Here is a 20,789-nt window from a genome sequence, read left to right as displayed (position 1 = left end):
CGCTTAAACTTGTTGCTACTTTGTCAAATAAAAAACAGAGTAAGTCAATTAAATATCAATCCTATGTTAAAATTTTAATTAATTTGACATAACAGATCTCTAGCATATAATGAACAGTACAGAAACGTACTAATAAAAGCGGCTACAAACATATATATGAGGTTATGAAAGGAGATTGAATTATGGCGAACATAGAACTTCAAAAGAAATATCAACTTTTTATAGGAGGACAGTGGAAGGATGCTTCCGATGGGAAGACCTTCGTTACCACATCTCCTGCTGACGGTTCCATTCTTGCAGAATGTGCGGAAGCAACAAGAGAAGACGTAGACGATGCTGTGAAAGAGGCATGGAAGGCATTTGAAACATGGAAGCATGTATCCGTGAAAGAAAGAGCCGCTATTTTAAATAAAATCGCAGATATTATAGATGAGAACAGAGAACACCTTGCTAAGGTGGAATCTTTGGATAATGGAAAGCCAATCAGAGAGACCATGAACGTGGATATTCCTTTGGCTGCTCAGCACTTTCGGTATTTCGCTGGCTGTATTTTAGCGGATGAAGGAACTGCCAATATTCTTGATGGTAACACCTTAAGTCTGATCTTAAGAGAGCCAATCGGTGTAGTTGGTCAGATCGTACCTTGGAACTTTCCTTTCTTAATGGCTTCCTGGAAGCTGGCGCCGGTACTGGCAAGTGGTTGCTGTACTGTTTTTAAAAGCTCCAGTACAACTCCATTAAGCGTTTTAGAGTTAGCAAGACTAGTTCAAGATGTGATTCCAGCAGGTGTATTTAACGTAATTACAGGTGCTGGTTCCAAATCTGGACAGTATATATTAGAACATAACGGATTTAGAAAGCTTGCCTTTACTGGATCTACAGAAGTTGGTAGGAGTGTAGCACTTGCTGCGGCTGAAAAGTTGATCCCAGCAACTCTAGAGCTTGGTGGTAAATCAGCTAATATTTTCTTTGAGGATTGTGACTGGGAGATGGCTATGGATGGAATCCAGCTTGGAATTTTATTTAATCAGGGCCAGGTCTGCTGCGCAGGCTCCAGAGTTTTTGTTCAAGAAAGCATTTACGATAAATTCGTAGAAGAGGCTGTGAAACGATTTAACCAGGTTAAAGTTGGGCTTCCTTTAGAAGACGATACTCAGATGGGGAGCCAGGTTAACAATGGTCAGTTAAAGAAGATCTTAGGTTATGTAGATATTGCGAAATCCGAAGGTGCTACTGTACTTTGCGGAGGTGAAAAACTGAGTGAAAATGGCCTTGAAAATGGTGCGTTTATGAAACCTACTTTGCTTGGCAATGTAACCAACGAGATGCGAGTGGCACAGGAAGAAATCTTTGGGCCGGTGGCATGTATCATTAAGTTCAAAACAGAAGATGAAGTTGTAAAGATGGCAAATGACAGTGAATTTGGCCTTGGCGGAGCCGTATGGACACGAGACATCAATCGTGCGATACGAGTAGCAAGATCCGTAGAGACTGGTCGTATGTGGGTGAATACCTATAATAGCATCCCTGAGGGCGCACCGTTTGGAGGCGTTAAAACTTCCGGAGTTGGACGTGAGACTCATAAGGTAATGCTTGAGCATTACAGCCAGATGAAGAATATCATAATCAATTTAAATGAAGTTCCTTCCGGTTTTTATCCAAAGAAGTAATACATTATTTATATAAAATAAAGTAGATCCCCAATTTTCCGGATTCATAAGGTAAATCATGGTTTAAAAAATGCCGTAGGATTTTTCGTCCTACGGCATTTCTCTTGTCTAAAAAAGATTCATGTCTGTCTATTCCACAAGGTGAGATGGTTGTTGAGAATGGCGATATCTACATACACCGATTGTATGGTTTATAACTTTTATTTTTTCGTTGCAAGTACAGCATTGGTAATGATATCAAGCTGTGTTGACATGGATATTATGTCATTAAACCAAAACATATTACTGGAGGCTTGGATTAGACGACCTTCCTTTACGGCAGGCAAATTATTCCATACGGGATTGCCGGACAAAGCATCTGCACTGGTATTTAAAAGAATATAATCACCGATATATTCTGGCATTGCCTCGAAGGAAAGATCCACACTTTGAGTTGTTTTAAACTCTTCTGTTTCAAAAACGGCCTGGAGTTTTTCAGGAGCCGAAAAGCCGATAAAGTCATATACAAGTGCGCCCCCTCGCCCTCCTTGAAATGCCCGAAGAAAACCTTCCCGTATGTCGATACAAATCATGTTTTTTTCAAGCAAACCAGCTTCTTTCAGTTCTTTTTTTGCTGATCCAAGCTTTTTCTCAAAATCCTGAATTAGTTCTTCTGCCTCTTCCGTGCGGTTAAACACATCCCCGAAAAAACGGAGTCTTTCCTGATACTCCATATTAAAATAGTCACATGCCAACGTTGGAGCTATCTTAGAAAGAGATTGATAGACCTGTTCGTCCTTTGTGTTCCATAAGATCAGGTCAGGGTCCAATGCCATGATCTCTTCCTTGTTTATGGAAAATGCATCAATGACTGTAATATCTTCTGCTTGGCTTTCAAACGCGGAACCGGTATTAAAAGAAGTTGCAACAGGTGTTACGCCAAGTGCCAGTAAATCACCTTGTACAAAAATAACGACTACCCGCTTTGGATTCACTGGTATTTCTACGTCCCCATACTCCATATGAATCGTTCTTGTTTCTGGATTAGCCCCATTTGTTGCCTCCGCTTTTGGTGCTTGTGTTTCCACTTTAGTGGTTGGCTCGGAATTGGCACTGCTGGTATTTGCTGGGGAAGCAGCGCAAGCTGACATCATAAGCATCAGCGACAGTGCAGCTAGAACGACTGCTTTGCTTCGTATCTGTTTAAACATTAAATTTGCTCCTTTTTCTTTGGGTTTTTATCTCCGCGCTTGCAGATGGATTTTAATAGAGGCGAAGTGTGCCCTAATTATAGTCACTAGTTCATAATATGTGTATAGCTAAACTGATTGAATCAACTTGTATGCAATGTTATATGAATAAAACAAAAAGGCATTTTTGTGTAAATAGGATAGTATATTATAAAAGTTTAAAAAATATATGGTTAAAATGATTATAATGTGATTGATTTTTGTCGAATTATGTGTTATGTTTTACAAAAGAGAATGAGATGGTGTATTTCAATTAAAACAATATTGGAGAGCTGATGTGCAATTATCGGGATACTGATGTGCAATCATCATTCTTGATACATAATAGGATCTTCAAAGGGGGTAAAACGAATGACAGAATTAGATATCGAAAAGAACAGTTCCAGAGATGATGTTTATGATCAGCTTCGCAATCAGATATTAAATATGGATATTAAGCCTGGTGAGCGGCTAAGTGAAAATCTATTATCCACTCAGATGAATGTGGGAAGATCCTCGGTCAGGGAAGCTCTTTCCCGACTGGTGGAAGAGGGCTATATTGTTGTTTATCCTCAAAGAGGGAGCGAGGTTACATTGATTGATACAGAACGCATCCGCCAGGCTGTCTTTTCCCATACGGTATTGGAACAGGCAATGATCGTAGAGCTTTGCCGCCAGGGACTAAAAAAGGAACAGCTTAGCTGTCTGGAGGAGGTCTTAACAAGGCAAAAGTCAGAGAGTAACCAGCTAAACATCATGGATTTTCTCATGATGGAACAGGAGCTTCATTATCTCTTATCCTCATTTTGTGGAAGAGAGTATTCCTGGGAGATGTTTCGCACCTTGGACTGTGATCTTTTAAGACTTAACTATCTGCAATATACCACATTTAACTATAGAATCGATATGTCTTCTTTAACCAGCTGGGAGCACTCTCAGGTGGAGGGGCGTCTTTTGGTGGATCATTTAAGACGGCGGGATGCGGAAGCAGCCTCGCTCATCTGCGCCAACCATTTTAATACTATTTTATGGAATGCAGGGACGCTTCAGGAAATCTATCCACAGTTCTTTTCCGGACAGGCTTAAGGTACCTGACCGGATAGAAATAAATGCATCAATGAATTTATGAGAAGAAAGGAGATTGGGGTAACAGGGGGGTAAGGAAAAGTGATGTTTTTACGAGGCCATAGTAGCGAGAGTGTATGGAGAATGAAAAGTTGAGGAGGTATTTGCGTGGAGTACATCATTGGTATTATTCTATTAATTTCTTTCTTTGGTCTGGCGTATTACTGTATCAAAGGACATAACCTAATGGTTGGTTTTTTACTTATTACCCTTTTATGGACAATTATACCGCTTGGCGGAACTTTGTTCGTAAGCCAGGGATTTCTGGAATCCAATCCGGTGCTTAATTTCGGAAAGGACAACACCTTAATCGCGGCTCTTAATAAGATTTATCAGTCTGCACCTGAAGGATGGGGAACAACGCTGGTTAATGTGTGCTGGGGCGCCTGGTTTGGACGGGTTCTTATGGATACAGGAATTGCTTCCACATTAATTCGTAAGACTGTAGAGCTTGGGGGAGATAAGCCCTTTGTTACGGTAGCGCTTCTTAATACGGTTACTGCTTTGATCTTTACCGCTATGACAGGAGCTGGCCCGGTTATTGCAATCGGTGTTATCGTTCTACCAATTTTAATGTCACTTGGTATTCCAAAATCCATTGCTTTGTTTACCTTTATGGGTTCAGTTGCAGCGGGAATTTATTTGAATCCTGTAAACTTTGCCCAGTACCGTGCATTTTTTGTAGCACCAGATCAGCTTGCTGATTTTAATCTCGGCTGGTATGCGTCTCACTGGGGTTATGCAGCCCTTATTATCATGCTTATCAGTACCACGCTGTTGTCTGCTTTCTATCTAAAACGTGCAAAAACCGTTCATGCCTGGGCGGCTCAGACGCGTGGGGCGGCTTCCGAACAGAAGAATGCACCGTTTTATACCTTGATTCTTCCAGTCGTTCCGGTCATTCTTAAGATTTGGCTGGATTTCTCCGTAATTGGTGGTTTTGTAATTGCTGGATTTTTGGCACTGTTCCTGTGCGGAAGAATGAAAGGCAACTTTAAAGAAAATTGCCAGCTTGTAAACAAACTGTATTATGATGGTGTGGTCGATACAGCTCCACTGGTAGGATTTTTGCTTACACTTCCCATGTTCAACGCAGTGGCAGCCCTTGCATCTCCATATTTTAAGGTGATCCTTGGAAATGTTATGCCTAGAAGCGAGATCGTAGTTTGTATCGTATTTGCAGTACTGCTTTGCATGGGATTGTTCCGTGGCCCTATGACATTAGTCGGATGTGGTGCGGCAACACTTGGAGTATTATCAAATGTCGCATCCTTTTCCGTTCCTTTCTTATATGCAGTTTTCGTCATTCCGACCATTACAGTTAACATCGGCTGCTGTATTACCCAGTCCTGGGTGGCCTGGGGACTTGCATATACAAAGGTGGAATCAAAGGACTTCCTAAAGCTGTCCATTCCCAATGCATATCTTACCGGTATTTTGCAGTATGTCGCAGTCTTTATAATGTTGGGAGGCTTGGGAGCTACATGGTTTTTGAAGTAATATAATCCATAAAATATAGATGACATGTCCGGGCGCAGCGATTGCACTCGGACGGTTTTCACCATTAGAAAATGAGGATTTTAAGACAAGGGAAAGGGAAAAAGCAAAATGGCAGAACGTATTCAAAGAGCGGTACGCATGGGAATTGACGTAGGCGGTACATATACCAAGTGCGTGGCCATGGACAATGATACCCATGAGATTATAGGGAAAAATGAAGTAAAGACAACACATGATCATAAGGATGGCGTGGCTGCCGGAGTAGTAAAGAGCTTTCAAAATTGTATGTCGGAAAATAATATCTCACCTGAGGATGTGGTATTCGTAGCCCATTCTACCACACAGGCCACCAATGCCTTTATTGAAGGTGACGTAGCCAGCGTAGGTGTGGTTGGAGTGGCTGGAGGCGGAATCGAAGGATTTTTAGCAAAACGCCAGCTGGCTTTAAAAGATATCATACTAGATGAAAAAGTCGGGCGGATGATTAAGGTATATAATTCCTTTGTTAAGAAAAAAATGCTTACGGAAGAGGTTATTAATAAAAATATTGGGGAACTTCTAGCCGAAGGCGCCCAGGTGATCGTTGCTTCCATGGCCTTTGGAGTAGATAGCATGGGAGAGGAACAGCTCATACACGATTGTGCCAAAAAAAGAGGCGTTCCCGTAACGATGGCTTCTGATATTACAAAACTGTATGGACTGACCAGACGAACCCGAACGGCAGCAATCAATGCTTCCATTCTTCCAAAGATGATGGCAACCGCCAATGCAACGGAAAGTTCCGTAAAATCAGCAGGAGTAAAGGTTCCCTTGATGATCATGAGAGGTGACGGCGGTGTAATGGAAATCAACGAAATGCGCAAACGCCCCATTTTAACGGCGCTTTCCGGTCCGGCTGCTTCGGTTATGGGTTCCCTTATGTATCTTCGGGCCTCCAATGCCATCTATTTTGAAGTGGGAGGAACCACCACAAACATTGGCGTTATTAAAAATGGACGCCCTGGGGTGGATTATGCTAAGATTGGTGGGCATGATACTTATATCAATTCCCTGGATGTACGGATTCTCGGCTGTGCGGGAGGCTCCATGGTTCGGATCAATGACAAATGTGTGGTTGACGTAGGCCCTCGTTCTGCTCATATAGCCGGATGCGAATACGCCTGTTTCATGCCTGAGGATGAGATTGTGAATCCTCAGATTGAGATGGTTAGCCCAAAGCCTGGAGATCCGGGAGATTATGTCACCCTACGGCTGGAAAACGGCAAAAAGATCTGTTTTACCAATACGGATGCTGCCAATGTTCTGGGGTTGATTGATGAAAAATATTTTGCTCACGGCAATGCAGCTTCTGCCCGCAAGGCCATGAAGCCTGTGGCAGATAAGCTTGGAATCACAGTTGAGGAACTGGCTACCCAGATTCTTGATAAAGATTTTGAAAAGGTAAGTGCCTGCATCAAAGCCCTTGCCGAAAAGTACAAGCTAGATCATGACAGTATGCGTCTGGTAGGCTGCGGCGGGGGAGCCGCCTCTCTGGTGCCATATTGCGCTGGGAAATTAGGTCTACAGTACAGCATTCCTGAACATGCGGAGGTAATATCTTCTATTGGCGTTTCCCTCTCCATGGTTCGAGACGTGGTAGAACGAGTCATCCCAAATCCCACACAGGAAGACATCAAAGAATTGAAAAAAGAGGCTTCCGATCTTGCAGTCAGCTCTGGTGCTTCTCCGGATACGGTAGAAGTCCATATTGAGATTGATAACCAGACCGGAAAGGTTACAGCCATTGCCACTGGTTCAACCGAAGTAAAGACCACAGACTTATTAAAAGAGTGTGAGGAAGCAGAAGCCTGTAAGCTTGCCGAAGAGGATTTTGGCCCTAAGGTAACAGGAATACATCTGGCTGAAAAAACAAATAAGTTCTATGTATACACAGGGGAAAAAGAAGGGAAAAATCCTCTTCGTATCGTAGATAAAAAAGGATTTATTAAGGTGCAGTGTTCCGAAGGTCTGGTAGAAAAATGCAAGGTAAAAGATTACGAAGAAGTAGTGGAGCAGATATGGAAAGAAAATGCCATATTTAAAACGGATACGGTGCTTCGGCCTGACTTTTTCGTATGCATAGGCCCAAGAGTCTGCGATTACAGTGCTGTGGACTTAGAACAGATCATGCTGCTCATGAATCTGGACCTGGGAGATCGAGAACCAGATGAGGAGATCATGATCATAGCTTCAATCAGGGAGAGTTAAATCAATTATGACGAGGCAAGAATTCCGAAGTGCATTAAAACCCATAACAGACGGATTGTTTGGAAAACAGAATACAAGGGGTTATGAAAGACCAAAGTTTACCGTGCGCCCCTTAGAGGAGATGTTAAAAGATCTGGCAGATATTCCGGTGGAGGAATGGTACGGCTATGCTTTTTCCAGGGAGCCATTAAACGGGAAATTTACGGATGAGCAGAGACGAGACTGGATGAGAAAGAGTCTGGACTGCGGACGGGAATACGCACAAAAGGTAAGAAAAGAGTATGGGACCAGTGATCCCGTTAAGCTTGCTGACTCGCTTTCCATGAGCGTTTCCTACCCGGAGGTTCCAGATAAGACGGATCGGGTGCTTTTTGCAGAGTATCGGATTCCCAATAAAATCTGCATCTATATGGATGCGGTGAATAAAGCAAACAAGCTATTGTTAGAACCTCAGGTATTAGAGATCCTTACAGAGGAACTTGATGTCTGCCGCCTTCTTTTATCCCATGAGCTTTTTCATTTTGTGGAAGAAACGTATCGGCAGGAGATCTTTACCCAGACAGAAAAGGTGCGCCTGTGGTCTTTGGGATTTCTTCATAATGATTCCATCGTCATTGCCTTAAGTGAGATTGCAGCCATGGGATTTGCGAAGGAGCTGATGGGACTTTCCTATTCTCCTTACTTAATGGATGTTTTCTTAGTCTATGGGTATTCTCCCCAGGAGGCCAGCGGTCTTTATGAGGAGATGATGGAGCTTTCGGGAAGAAAAAATCACAACTATAAATTGATATAAGCAAAAGGAGATATTATGAGTCTGAAAATTCCGTATGAAACCGTACTTGAGACAGTAAAAAAAGCGTTGATAAATAGTGGCCTTTCAGAGGAACAGGCACAAACATGCGCCGAGATCCACGCCCAGTCCAGTGCAGATGGAGTTGAGAGCCATGGATTGAACCGGGTTCCCCGCTTTGTAGAATATATTCAAAAAGGTTTTATTAATCCAAAGGGAGAACCAGAGCTGGTAGGAGGAAAAGGTGCTGTTGAAAATTACGACGGACATCTAGGAATCGGAATCACCAATGCACTTTTTTGTGCAGACAGAGCAATGGCTCTTGCTAAGGACCATGGAATTGGCTGCGTTGCCTTAAAAAATTCTACTCATTGGATGAGGGGCGGCACTTATGCGTGGAAAATGGCGGAAGCAGGCTTTATGGGAATTAGCTGGATTAATACAGAAAGCTGTATGCCTCTGTGGGGCAGCGATGAGCCGGGAGTAGGCAATAATCCCTTCTGTATCGCCATTCCAAGAGAGGATGGGCCAATTGTTCTTGATATGGCTATGAGCCAATACGCTTACGGAAAGTTGGGAGTATACCGTCTGGCAGGTAAGAAGCTGCCGTTTCCCGGTGGATTTGATCAGGATGGAAACTTAACGGATGATCCGGGCGCCATTGAAGACAGCAGGAGAATCCTTCCTACGGGTTATTGGAAAGGAAGCGGTATGGCCATCGCTCTTGACCTTGCAGCGGCTTTAATGGCAAATGGATACAGCGGTTTGGATATGGATGAAGCTGACAAAGGAAGCTGTACCGGATGCTGTCAGATATTTATCGCTTACGATCCTTATTTATTTGGTTCCAAGGAAGAGATCCAGGCAATGTTAAACCGCCGCGTAGCAGCAGCCGATGCCAGCCATCCAGAAAAAGAAGGTGCGCATGTTACCTGTCCGGGAGAAAGAACCTATGCGTCCAGAGAACGCAGCATGAAAGAAGGGGTTTCGGTTGATGAGACCATCTGGCAGCAGGTGGTAGCGATCTCAGAAGGAGATTTAAACACAAAAGATATTGCAAGTAAATAAGAATGGTTGCCAGTTAACAGGCAAATAAAACGATAGGAGAAAGCTCATGTTCTATTCAAATATAGGAATTGCTGAGAAGTATAATTATCTGGAAGAAAAATTCAAAAAGGGATATCAGTGGCTGAAAGAGACGGATATATTATCCCTGCCAGAAGGAAGCTACCCGATTTCAGGAGAAGAAGTGGTTGCCAATGTTCAGGAATATACCACAGTATTAGCAGACCAGGGCTTCTTTGAGACCCATGAAAAGTATTTTGATATCCAGTATGTGGCATCAGGAAGAGAACAGTTTGGCGTATGCAAAAGAGAAGGGCTGAAGGTTAAGGAGCGGATTGAGGAAAAGGATTTAATCTTTTATGAAGAACCTCTTCACAGCGGAAGTGTCCTTTTGGAAGAAGGAGATTTAATCGTTGTGGCACCAGAAGATGCCCATAAGCCACGCTTAGTGGCTGGAGAGCCTTGTAAGGTTAAAAAGGTGGTCATTAAAGTGGCTTTGTAAAAAAAACCTCCTTTTTTGGAGGCCTGACGGAAAACTATATAAGATTCATCTTAAGGGGCATCATCAAATGACGAATTAGTGCCTGATAGGCCTGTTCGGTATCTCCCTCTATTAAAAGCTGGTATATCTGACAGTGCTCCTCGTAGGTGGTTTCAGCCCGCCCTGTAATGGTTAATGCGCCGTAAGTGGTTAAATGAATCGTATAGAGAAGCCTCTGGAACAAGTGGTTGAACTCATTGTTTCTTGCAAATTGGACCAGGGACATATGAAACTGATGATCCGCCTCGGTAAATGACTCCGGAAAGCTTTTGGAGGTGAGGGCCGCCTTCTGGCGGCTTAGAGATTCTTTCATATCCTCTAGAAGCTTTTGCCTGCGGGATTCGTCCTCACAGAAAGCAAATAAATGGACGCAAAAGCCCTCGATGGCGCACCGGGCTTCAATGGATTCTGTCATGGTCTCCTTATTGAGACTTCGGATTTTAAAGCCCCGACTAGGCATGATCGTGATATAGCCGTCCTGGGAAAGACATTGAAGTGCTTCCCGAAGAGGCGTTCTGGAAATACCAAGTTCCTTTGCAAGCCTTGTCTCCGAATACAGAACGCCGGAGTCAAGGGATTTTGATAAGATCAGTTCTTTAATGGTATGGTAAGCCTGGGATTGAAGGGAACCTGTTTCGTTCATGGGAATCTCCTGACATAGGTTTTTGTTGACAACCGGTGCCATCTGGCCCGGGTCTTATGGGGAATATCATACCTTAGAAAAATAGGTAAGTCAATAAAAAAACATTGACCGGTATACCGGTATACCGATATAATAAAGGGACTGGATGATTACATATAATACAAAACAGGAGGAATTAATATGAGCGTATTTCAGTTAGGCAATGGATTAAGAGTAATTGATTTGACAAAGGAACTGGATCCAGCAACAGAATCAAGAAGATGTCATTTATTCCGTTTCAATACTGGTGGACCGATTCCGGATTTCCATACCATTATGGATCTGACCAGCCACTTGGGAACCCACGTGGAATGTCCTTATCATCACAATGACAACTGGACGGATGTACAGGGACTTCCAATCACTGCCTTTATGGGACGTGCCATTTATGTAAATATCACTCATATGGCTCCCAATGAAAAGATTAAGGGAGAAGATTTGGAAAAAGCTTGCGGTGACCGGATTAAAGAAGGGGATATCGTGATTTTAGATTCCCAGTATAAGGTGCCCCCATTTACCCCTGTTTCCAATACTCCTGGAGATAAGAGACTCTTTATCTGCAAAGAGACGGCTGAATGGCTGAAAGAAAAGAAAGTAAAATCCGTAGGCTTTGGCGACGGGGTTTCCATTGAAAGCAACAATACGGATGTGTCCGCATTCCACGATGTGCTCATGGAGGTTAATGTGGTGTTCCTTGAAGTGCTTAAGAATTTAGAAGAGTTGAAAACGGATACTTTCTTTATGTCCTACACCCCTCTTCCAATCAAAGGACTGGATTCCTGTCCAATCCGCGCCTATGCCATTGAGGGCATTGCAGAGTTTTCCAACTAACAGAAGGAGAGATTATGAAAATTGCAGTAATCGGAGCGGGGGCTATGGGTTCCATTTATGGCTGTCACTTATCTCTTAATCATGATGTGTATATGGTAGATACTTCACCCTCTGTGGTGGAGCATATTAACCTGGAGGGAATCCGCTTAAGTGAGAATGGAGAAGAGAATGTTTACTTACCCAAAGCGGCTTTAGCACCTGCGGAGTTAGGAAGTATGGACCTTATTCTCTTATTTGTCAAATCCCTGTATTCCAAAACTGCGTTAACCTCCAATCAGGGACTCATTGGCCCAGATACTTATGTGATGACCTTGCAAAATGGTTCTGGCCATGAAGATATTTTGGAGGAATTTGTTTCCAGGGACCATATCATAATCGGTACCACAGAAGATAACGGCGTAGTGATCAGTACCGGCTGCATCCGAAGAGGAGGCGCAGGCAATACAAACATAGGGATGCTCACTGAGGATAAGGAGGCGTTCCTCCCCAGGCTTAAAGAAGCATTTGAAAGCTGCGGCTTTTTGGTAAGGATTCACGAGAACATACAGCAGCTTATCTGGGATAAACTCTTTACCAATGTGTCGTTAAGTGCAGTTACGGCTATCTTGCAGGTGGATATGGGGTATATCGCAGCCAATGAACATGCATGGAAGATGACAACATCGCTGATCAAAGAAGCGGCAGAGGTAGCAAGGGGACTGGGTCTTATGGCAGATGAGACTGAAATCATGGATAAAGTGAGGAAAACTTCTCAGATGTCGCCAAACGGCTGTACCTCGATTCGTTCCGACCTACAGAATGGACGAAAAACAGAGGTGGATAACATCAGTGGTTCTGTGGTAAGAACCGCAGGGAAGCTAGGCATTCCGGTACCAACTCACGCGTTTGCGGTGGAGACGATCCATGCCATGGAGGAGAGAAGCCAGGCTTAAAATCTGGCTTTTCAGGGGTGATATGATGATAAGGGGGATTATACATCATGAAAAAATTATATGTTGCTTCCGTAACACCTTTTGATAAAGAGGAAAGGATCAATGAAGCGGCTTTAAGAATGCTATGGGAAAGGAATCTTTCTGAAGGAGCTAGCGGTTTTTTTATCGGGGGAAGCTCAGGGGAATGTTTTTTATTGACCAGAGAGGAGCGGGTCCGCTCCTTTGAACTGGCGTCAGAATACAAGGACAGAGGAGATATCTTTGCACATGTAGGCGCAATCAGCACAGAAGAAGCAGTTTTTTATGCGAAAGAAGCGGTAAAGGCGGGAATTGAAAACATCGCAGCTACGCCACCCATTTATTTTGGATTTTCGGAGAAGGAAATCGCAGGTTATTACTATGATATTGCAGAGGCGGCTGGACGCCCAGTCCTTTATTATAACATTCCGTCCAGTACTCACAAAGATCTTGATGTGAACCACCCTGAAGTAAAGGCGCTTTTAAAGTCTGGTGCGATCAATTCCATCAAGCACACCAACTTAAACCTTCTTCAAATGGATCGGATTCGCAGCGTCAATCCAAAAATCCAATGCTTTGGAGGATTTGAAAGCTGTATGGTAGCATTCCTTGCCTTTGGATGCGAAGGTTTTATCGGCAGCAGCTTTAATTTCATGCTTCCCCAGTTTAAGCACCTTCTAAATCTGTTTCAGGAGGGAAAACTGGAAGAGGCCAGAATTTTGCAGACGAAATGCAATAACATACTAGATGTACTGTTGAAAAATGGACTTTGTGCGAATTTAAAATATATCCTGTCTGCTCAGGGGATACCGGTGGGAGAGGTGCGAAAGCCTTTTATGCCACTGACACAGGACCGTGCGGCGGAAATGGATCAGGTGCTATCTGAGTACCTGGAGATTCGGTAACAAAAGGAATGCAAGAAAACGAATAAAGGAGAAAATCAATATGAAAGCCGTACAAATCGTAAAACCCGGGCAACTAACAATCATTGACATAGAAAAACCGGAGCTTTCCGGTCCGGATCAGGTATTGGTTAAAATGACGGCAGCAGGGATCTGTGGATCTGATGTAGGGATTTATCATGGAAGCAATGCTGCGGCTACCTATCCCAGAATCATTGGTCATGAAATGGTAGGAAAAGTCGTGGAAACGGGTTCCGGGGTTACCCATATAAAGGTGGGGGAACGGGTCATTGTCAATCAGGTAACAAGCTGCGGACACTGTTATCCATGTCGGATCGGACGTGGAAATGTCTGCGATCATCTTGCTGTTCGGGGAGTCCATATTGACGGGGGCTATCGGGAATACATTGCTGTGCCAGAGTCGGACTGTTATCTTTTGCCTGATTCCATCTCCGATGAGGATGCGGTTATGATCGAGCCTACAACCATAGGCATCCAGGCCTGTACCAGGGCGGAACTTAACAAGGATGACATGCTGTTGATTTATGGTTCCGGTGCTCTGGGAAGCTCTATTTTAAAGACGGCGAGCCTGATCTGCGAACATATCATTGTGGCAGATGTTCAGGAAAGCAAGCTGGAGGCGGCAAGGAGAAATGGGGCAGTCTATACCATCAATACCAGAGAAGAGGACCTAGTCTCAAAAGTAAAAGAATACACAAATGGACATGGAGCTACGGTTTCGATTGATGCGGTGTGCAATAAAGATTCTTTAAGCCAGCTTTTAGATGCAACAGGAAATGCCGGACGTGTAATTACCATGGGATTTTCAACTTCCCCCACAGAGATTAGCCAGTTTGCCATAACCTCAAAGGAATTGGATGTAAGAGGCTCTAGACTTCAGAATAAGATGTTTGGAAAGGCCATTGATTTAATCCGGGAAGGAAAGCTGGACCTTTTGGGCTCCGTTTCCCATACCTTCCCTCTTACGAAAGCTCAGGAAGCATTTGATTTTGTGGACAGCCGTGATCCTTCCATTCGGAAAGTGGTTTTGACCTTTGATTTTTAAAACTGGCATTCTGCCGCAAAAAAAAAAGGTTCCTCCTGCATCAAAACAGAAGGAACCTCTTTTTTTTCTCCGGCAATGTTAATGCACTATCTAAGAGATAATTATAAACCCTGGTCATAGCCTCTTTTTGCACCCATTCTGGTGAATCCCGGTATCCGCCATGCATGGTGGTGGTTACCTCCATCTGAGATAGGATCATGTCAAATTCCGGAGAGCGAAAAAGGGAGTTACCCCCCATACGAGACAATGCATTTAGATACTGGATATCCCAATGGGGAACGATGGCGATGCTGATGGCTGGAAGTCTTTTTCCGGTAAAGGAAACCTCATCACTGGGAGGAAGATATTTTACAAGAAGGCCATTGTGGGAATCTAAGACTTTTTTGGAACAAAAGGAGCGGACTGGCTCCTTTTTTGCATTTCCACGGTCATAGACTGCAATGGTATCCCCGTAGCCGCAGACATCTAAATTAATTACCCCGGAAATGGTGTCCATCTCATGACTAGAGGCAAAAAGGCGGCTTCCTGTATTGCCAGTCTCCTCCCCGTCAAAAAAAGCGAAGCGGGCAGGAATTTCCTTTTCCCGTAGAGTTTTTGCCAGTTCAATTAAAATGCACATAGAGGCGGCGTTGTCGTTTGCCCCAAAGCTGCCTGGGACTGCATCGTAATGAGCACAGAACAAAAGACCGGGTTCACCGCTCCAGGGAGTTAATAGATAGTTCACGATCCCTCTTGGCGCTTTCGAGGAAGGCCCTTCTTCCTGAATGTAAAAGGATAGGTTTTCTTCTTTAAGGACTGCCTTTAAGGTTTCTCTTCGTTCGTCTGGATCTTTTAAAGAAAGCTGGCGTATAAACTTGTCTACTATCATAGCACACTCTCCTGTGAAGGATGTTCCGTTAGACAGCTTTTTAGTGGCACTTTAATGACGATCTTGCGGATGGGAGCCGGGGAACTGCCTGTCCAAATAGCGGGAATGTGGACATCCCAGGGGAAATAAATAGCAAAAGAACCTGGAATCAGACGAATTCGCCCTTCCGGTGCAGCTTCCTTGTTCTGATAAAACAGGATGTCTCTGGGGGTATCAAGAAGATCTTCGTCTACAATACCTGTGCCGTCATCGCTGTAAAAACCAGCCTCTTCCGGTCCGCCGGAGGCAAGAAATTGAACGTCTATGTTCTTTCGGTGGATTTCCGGGCGAAGGCTTTCTCTGGGTGCAGTGTTTAGATCTAATACCTGAAGGGTCATTGGCACTCCGGAAAGTTCCAACTGAAATACACCAGGCTCATGAGCAGCCATGTCGTGGTCTTTTAAAAAGCAGATGGCGTCGGAAAGCGGTTTTGGCATAAGGGACAGTTCCCCTTCAAGCATGGAGTTTTGAATGTTTCCAAAAATCATAAGTATTCCTCCCCAATTGTATTATATTATATTGTCAGGTATTTCGTCTGATTCTTTGTTCCTTTGGTCTGTAAAGTAATGTGGGTTAACTTCCATTAAGGCAGGAAGAAGGAGAAAGATTCTTGATAGGTGATGGTGATAAATGGTGCATGCAAGGTCCGTATCCCTCTGTGCCATTGCGTCGGTTAAGCTTGTCAGATCCAACATATAATTCCTTGTTGTTCCGATCTCTTCTGTGGAAAGATAAAGAAACCGCTGCAAATCCATTCCTGCGATCTGGACAGACTCCCATATATAATCCATCTTCCCCCCAAGCTCGTATAAATGTTTGTAATAGTCGGTGATCAGTCTGGCAGACTGGGTTAAATCACCGTGGGAGAGGTGGTCTTCCATTTCCTCAAGGATCAGGTAAAGGATATCGAATTGAGGGCGCTTTACATTGCGAATAAAAATATTTTTGATCATGGAAGATCCAAGCTGTCCATGAATCCAAAGTGTTTGTTCAATTCTTCTCGTATCAATCTTTGAAACAAAGGCCCCCTTTTGAGGGATGATGTCCACCAGATTCTTTCTGGAAAGCTTATTGAACGTATCATTGACGGGTGTACGGCTAATACCCAGAGCATCAGCAAACTCAATTTCATTCATCTTCCTACCGGGAGGAAGATGGAGATTCAGAATAAAATATCGGAGCACCCGGTAGGCGTATTGTCTGGCGTCTTCGCTAGCCTTCCGGGGGGATATTTTCTGAAGCGGTAAGAGTGACATGTAAAACTCCGTTCTGCCGTGAGATTTAGCGGCACTGTTTATAGAAACGATCCTCACAGGGATCGCCTTTTTGTTCTGCTTTTTATCTGTAATTATACCATGAAAGCGAATATAATGGAAACTTAAAAGGAAAAATAAGTGATCCATTTTGAATTATAAAAAAATTGGAAAATAAATGTTAGAATTTGGAGATATGGGTAAAATGACTAGGTAGGATGAGAGACTCAACTGATATATCATGAGGTAAAAAGGCAAAGCTTTGATAGTGAAACAATGTATAAAGTACAACAACAAAACGTGAGTTACAAGATAATTTTGTGAGTAATATACAAAAAAATAAGCTCAAAACCGGTATATTGACCATATACATACTGATATTTTAGTACTAATATATTAGTATCAACAGTGGGCATGAGCCCTCTGTGGGGAAGCAGAAAATAGGTCGATTTTTCTGCGGGTTACCAATCAAAACATTTTATTTTTAAGGAGGATTCGTATGAACATCAATGTAATCATCGGTATTATCATGATTTTGTCTTTCCTTGGCATGGTATGGTACTGTGTAAAGGGACTCAATCTTATGGTGGGGTTTGCGGTCATGGCTACATTCTGGACCGTACTTGCGATGGTGGGAAATTCATTTTCACCAAATTCCGCGATGGAAGGTAAGTCTATTATTGACGTGCTGACCTATGTGTACGCAGAAGGACCGGCAGGCTATGCAAAATCAATTCTCGTTAACGTATTTTTCGGTGCATTCTTTGGTAGAGTTCTGGTTGATACCGGAATTGCAGCAACCATAATCCGTAAGGTCGTTGAACTTGGCGGTGACAAGCCTAGATTTACCATGGGCCTGTTATGCGTCGCTACCGCAATCATCTTTATGTCAATGACTGGTATCGGTCCTGTTATCTCCATCGCAGTTATCGTGCTTCCAATCATGCTTTCCTTGGGAATTCCTGCACCAGTAGCTATGTTTAGTTTCATGGGTTCCATTATGGCAGGAATCTTTGGAAACATTGTAAACTTCAAACAGTATCAGACTATTTATGCAGGTTTTAATAAAGAAGCAGAGGCTTATACCTACAACGACTATTTTAAGATCGGAATAATCTGTATGATCGTTGCTCTGGTAGTAGTACTTATTGTAGCTAATATCTCCATGAATAAAAAGACCTCACATGCCTGGGCAGCATCTAAATCTCAGACAAGTGACAATGCTCCAGCTATTTCTTGGATTTCAATTATTCTTCCAGTTATTGGCGTAGTAGCATTTAAGCTTCCAATTATTCTTGGATTCTGCATTTCCGCTATTTTCGCACTTGTTACCACTGGAAAGATGAAAGGTTCTTATTCAGAAATCTGCAGACTTTTTGCAAAGCTGTTTACAGACGGTTCCATTGACGTGGCTCCTATGATTGGATTCCTTCTTTCCTTGTCCATGTTCAACAATGCGGCAACTTATGCAGCACCTTACTTCACCGCAATCCTTGGCGGATTGGTTCCAAAGACAGCCATTTTATTGGCAATCACCTTTGCAGTACTCACTCCTCTTGGCTTCTTTAGAGGCCCATTAAACTTAGTTGGAGCAGGAACCGCTATTTTAGCAGTTGTGATTTCTGTTATTCCAAATGCACCAGTAGCATTTTTATTCCCTCTGTTTGCAATTACAACCATTGCACCTCAGCATCTTGATATCACTCAGTCATGGGTAGCTTGGGGATTTGGTTACACCAAGGTTTCTACTAAAGACTATATGAAAATGTCAATCCCAACCGGCTGGATCATAGGTGCGATCTGCTGTATCCTCGTATTTGTTCTTTACGGCGGATTAATGTAAATCACAGGGAACTGGCGGCAATCGCCAGTTCCCTTGTTAAAAGGGATCAAAGGAAGAAAGGAGATTCTTAAAATGGGAAGATCAGTAAGAATGGGCATCGATGTGGGAGGCACCCATACCAAGGCAGTAGCCATAGACAATGCCACTCACGAAATCATTGGGAAATCTTCTGTGAAAACAACACATGATGATCCCAGAGGCGTAGCCGCAGGAGTTGTTAAATCGTTTATGAACTGTTTAAAAGAAAATAATATCAGCCCTGATGACGTGGTTTTCGTGGCACATTCCACGACTCAGGCTACCAACGCTTTGATTGAGGGCGATGTGGCAAAGGTTGGTGTTATCGGAATGGCAAAGGGAGGCCTTGAAGGCTTTCTTGCAAAAAAACAGACAAAAATTGCAGATATCGATCTGGGAAACCAGAAAAAGATTAATATTATAAACGAATTTATCAATGTAAAGAAAATGAATCATTCCGTGGTAACTAGTACCATAGATTCCATGAAGCAAGCAGGAGCGCAGGTATTTGTTTCCTCCATGGCATTTGGAGTTGATGATGGAGGTCCAGAGCAGGAAGTATATGAAGTAGCCAGTGAAAAGGGAATACCAATTACCATGGCTTCTGATATTACAAAACTCTACGGACTGACAAGACGTACCAGAACCGCAGCCATCAATGCTTCCATCCTTCCAAAGATGCTTGATACTGCAAGCTCTACAGAAAATTCCGTAAGGGAAGCCGGTGTTCATGTACCTCTTATGATCATGAGAGGTGACGGCGGAGTTATGGAAATTACCGAGATGAAAAAACGTCCGGTTCTTACCATGTTATCGGGACCAGCAGCTTCCGTTATGGGATCCCTGATGTACCTTCGTGCATCCAACGGTGTTTACTTCGAGGTTGGAGGAACGACAACAAACATCGGAGTTATTAAAAATGGTCGTCCAGCCATTGACTACTCTATCGTAGGTGGTCACCCAACCTATATTTCTTCTCTTGACGTACGAGTTCTTGGCGTAGCAGGTGGTTCCATGGTCCGTGCAAACAAACAGGGAATCGTTGATGTAGGACCTCGTTCTGCTCATATTGCAGGACTGGATTATTCCGTATTTACAGACACAGATAAAATAAAAGGCCCAAAAGTAGAGTTCTTTTCTCCAAAGGCCGGAGATCCCGATGATTATGTAAGAATCCGCATGGAAGACGGCTCTGCCGTAACGATTACAAATTCCTGTGCAGCCAATGTACTTGGGCTTGTAAAGGAAGAGCATTTTTCTCACGGAAATGTAGAATCCGCTAAAAAGGCCATCAAAGCCCTTGCAGATTACTGCAATACTACGGTAGAAGATATTGCCAAACAGATTATGGAAAAGGCTTATATAAAGATTGAGCCTGTAATCTTAGAACTGGCTGAAAAATACAAACTGGAAAAAGATCAGATTTCACTGGTAGGTGTTGGAGGGGGAGCTGCTTCCCTGATCGTCTATTTTAGTGAGAAGATGGGAGTTAAATACTCCATTCCTGAAAATGCAGAAGTTATTTCCTCTATCGGTGTGGCCCTTTCCATGGTCCGTGACGTGGTAGAACGTATCATTCCATCTCCATCAAAAGAGGACATCAAATCAATTAAGAATGAAGCTTTAAATAAAGCCATTGAATCAGGCGCAACTGCGGAATCTGTGGAAATCCACATTGAGATTGATCCACAGACCTCAAAAGTTACTGCCATCGCAACAGGTTCAACGGAAGTTAAGACAGCAGATCTTATGACAGAGTGCGATGAAAACGAAGCACGCCATCTGGCAGCTCAGGATATGAGAATCCCAGATGAGGCGGTGAAGCTTCTTACAAGTTCCAATTATTTCTATATATATGGAGACCTCTCTGATGCAGACGGCGCAGGCGGTATACGTATTGTAGATAAGAAAGGATTCATCAAAGTTCAAAGAGGCCGTGGTATGTGCTTAAAAGCCACTGCAAGCAACTGTAATGAGGGCCTTAAGAAACTTTGGGAAGATATGGCGGTATATCAGACAGACTTAATTATCAGACCGGATTTTTACCTCTGTATGGGCGCCCGAGTTATGGATTTCTCTGCTCAGGATTTCGAGCAGCTTGAACTGTTAGTAGACCTTGAGATTTCCTCTTTGGAAGAGAATGAAGAGATTCTTATCGTAGCGGCAAATAGAAAACAGGGCTAAGTTATTT

At 43.3% G+C, this 20,789-nt stretch carries 18 protein-coding genes; 13 read left to right on the top strand and 5 right to left on the bottom strand.

Features of this window, described 5'->3' with window-relative positions:
• The first annotated feature begins 182 nt into the window (after nt 1-182).
• Nucleotides 183-1,670: an aldehyde dehydrogenase family protein gene (locus BET01_RS02070; RefSeq protein WP_120195087.1), complete on the top strand. Its 1,488-nt coding sequence runs from the start codon at nt 183-185 to the stop codon at nt 1,668-1,670.
• 200 nt (nt 1,671-1,870) lie between these two features.
• Here BET01_RS02070 and BET01_RS02065 read toward each other — a convergent pair whose 3' ends face one another.
• Nucleotides 1,871-2,860 carry an ABC transporter substrate-binding protein gene (locus BET01_RS02065; RefSeq protein WP_120195086.1) on the bottom strand — a complete coding sequence of 330 codons (990 nt, stop codon included), beginning with the start codon at nt 2,858-2,860 and terminating at the stop codon, nt 1,871-1,873.
• Between the two features lie 390 nt (nt 2,861-3,250).
• Here BET01_RS02065 and BET01_RS02060 point away from each other — a divergent pair, with 390 nt between their 5' ends.
• From BET01_RS02060 to BET01_RS02035, 6 genes are all read left to right on the top strand, one after another.
• Nucleotides 3,251-3,964: a GntR family transcriptional regulator gene (locus BET01_RS02060; RefSeq protein WP_120195085.1), complete on the top strand. Its 714-nt coding sequence runs from the start codon at nt 3,251-3,253 to the stop codon at nt 3,962-3,964.
• 147 nt (nt 3,965-4,111) lie between these two features.
• A complete protein-coding gene (locus BET01_RS02055) occupies nt 4,112-5,503 on the top strand; it encodes a citrate transporter (protein ID WP_120195084.1) in 1,392 nt (463 codons plus the stop codon).
• A gap of 108 nt (nt 5,504-5,611) precedes the next feature.
• Nucleotides 5,612-7,750: a hydantoinase/oxoprolinase family protein gene (locus tag BET01_RS02050; RefSeq protein ID WP_120195083.1), complete on the top strand. Its 2,139-nt coding sequence runs from the start codon at nt 5,612-5,614 to the stop codon at nt 7,748-7,750.
• Between the two features lie 7 nt (nt 7,751-7,757).
• A complete protein-coding gene (locus BET01_RS02045; RefSeq protein ID WP_120195082.1) occupies nt 7,758-8,543 on the top strand; it encodes a hypothetical protein in 786 nt (261 codons plus the stop codon).
• A gap of 15 nt (nt 8,544-8,558) precedes the next feature.
• On the top strand, nt 8,559-9,608 hold the full coding sequence (gene yiaK, locus BET01_RS02040) for a 3-dehydro-L-gulonate 2-dehydrogenase (protein WP_120195081.1): 1,050 nt from the start codon (nt 8,559-8,561) through the stop codon (nt 9,606-9,608).
• A gap of 46 nt (nt 9,609-9,654) precedes the next feature.
• Nucleotides 9,655-10,107: a YhcH/YjgK/YiaL family protein gene (locus BET01_RS02035; RefSeq protein WP_120195080.1), complete on the top strand. Its 453-nt coding sequence runs from the start codon at nt 9,655-9,657 to the stop codon at nt 10,105-10,107.
• Between the two features lie 34 nt (nt 10,108-10,141).
• Here BET01_RS02035 and BET01_RS02030 read toward each other — a convergent pair whose 3' ends face one another.
• On the bottom strand, nt 10,142-10,789 hold the full coding sequence (locus BET01_RS02030; protein WP_120195079.1) for a GntR family transcriptional regulator: 648 nt from the start codon (nt 10,787-10,789) through the stop codon (nt 10,142-10,144).
• 180 nt (nt 10,790-10,969) lie between these two features.
• Between BET01_RS02030 and BET01_RS02025 the strand changes: the two genes are divergently transcribed.
• The 4 genes from BET01_RS02025 to BET01_RS02010 are packed head-to-tail and all read left to right on the top strand — an operon-like array spanning nt 10,970 to nt 14,577.
• Nucleotides 10,970-11,659, top strand: coding sequence for a cyclase family protein (locus tag BET01_RS02025; RefSeq protein WP_120195078.1), 690 nt, complete (start codon nt 10,970-10,972; stop codon nt 11,657-11,659).
• A gap of 14 nt (nt 11,660-11,673) precedes the next feature.
• Entirely contained in the window at nt 11,674-12,591 is a 918-nt protein-coding gene (locus BET01_RS02020) for a ketopantoate reductase family protein (protein ID WP_120195077.1), read from the top strand.
• A 47-nt stretch (nt 12,592-12,638) separates the two neighbouring features.
• A complete protein-coding gene (locus tag BET01_RS02015; protein WP_120195076.1) occupies nt 12,639-13,514 on the top strand; it encodes a dihydrodipicolinate synthase family protein in 876 nt (291 codons plus the stop codon).
• Between the two features lie 40 nt (nt 13,515-13,554).
• Complete coding sequence (locus BET01_RS02010; protein ID WP_120195075.1) at nt 13,555-14,577, top strand: zinc-binding alcohol dehydrogenase family protein; 1,023 nt, start codon at nt 13,555-13,557, stop codon at nt 14,575-14,577.
• A 40-nt stretch (nt 14,578-14,617) separates the two neighbouring features.
• On the opposite strand, the gene BET01_RS02005 is transcribed toward BET01_RS02010, so the two are convergent.
• From BET01_RS02005 to BET01_RS01995, 3 genes are read right to left on the bottom strand one after another with little or no spacing between them, the layout of a single operon-like run.
• On the bottom strand, nt 14,618-15,445 hold the full coding sequence (locus tag BET01_RS02005; RefSeq protein ID WP_120195074.1) for a M28 family peptidase: 828 nt from the start codon (nt 15,443-15,445) through the stop codon (nt 14,618-14,620).
• Nucleotides 15,442-15,972, bottom strand: coding sequence for a YhcH/YjgK/YiaL family protein (locus BET01_RS02000; protein ID WP_120195073.1), 531 nt, complete (start codon nt 15,970-15,972; stop codon nt 15,442-15,444). The genes BET01_RS02005 and BET01_RS02000 overlap by 4 nt, the downstream gene beginning before the upstream one ends.
• Before the next feature lie 21 nt (nt 15,973-15,993).
• The gene (locus BET01_RS01995; RefSeq protein WP_120195072.1) at nt 15,994-16,740 is read right to left on the bottom strand and encodes a GntR family transcriptional regulator; all 747 of its coding nucleotides are present in this window, start codon (nt 16,738-16,740) and stop codon (nt 15,994-15,996) included.
• 496 nt (nt 16,741-17,236) lie between these two features.
• Between BET01_RS01995 and BET01_RS01990 the strand changes: the two genes are divergently transcribed.
• On the top strand, nt 17,237-18,580 hold the full coding sequence (locus tag BET01_RS01990) for a citrate transporter (RefSeq protein ID WP_120195071.1): 1,344 nt from the start codon (nt 17,237-17,239) through the stop codon (nt 18,578-18,580).
• A gap of 72 nt (nt 18,581-18,652) precedes the next feature.
• Nucleotides 18,653-20,782, top strand: a complete 2,130-nt coding sequence (locus BET01_RS01985) for a hydantoinase/oxoprolinase family protein (protein ID WP_120195070.1) — start codon at nt 18,653-18,655, stop codon at nt 20,780-20,782.
• Nucleotides 20,783-20,789: the final 7 nt, after the last annotated feature.

The sequence above is a fragment of the Lacrimispora algidixylanolytica genome, from assembly GCF_003609635.1.
Taxonomy (GTDB): Bacteria; Bacillota; Clostridia; order Lachnospirales; family Lachnospiraceae; genus Lacrimispora; species Lacrimispora algidixylanolytica.
This window is presented reverse-complemented; position numbering and strand designations above follow the sequence as displayed.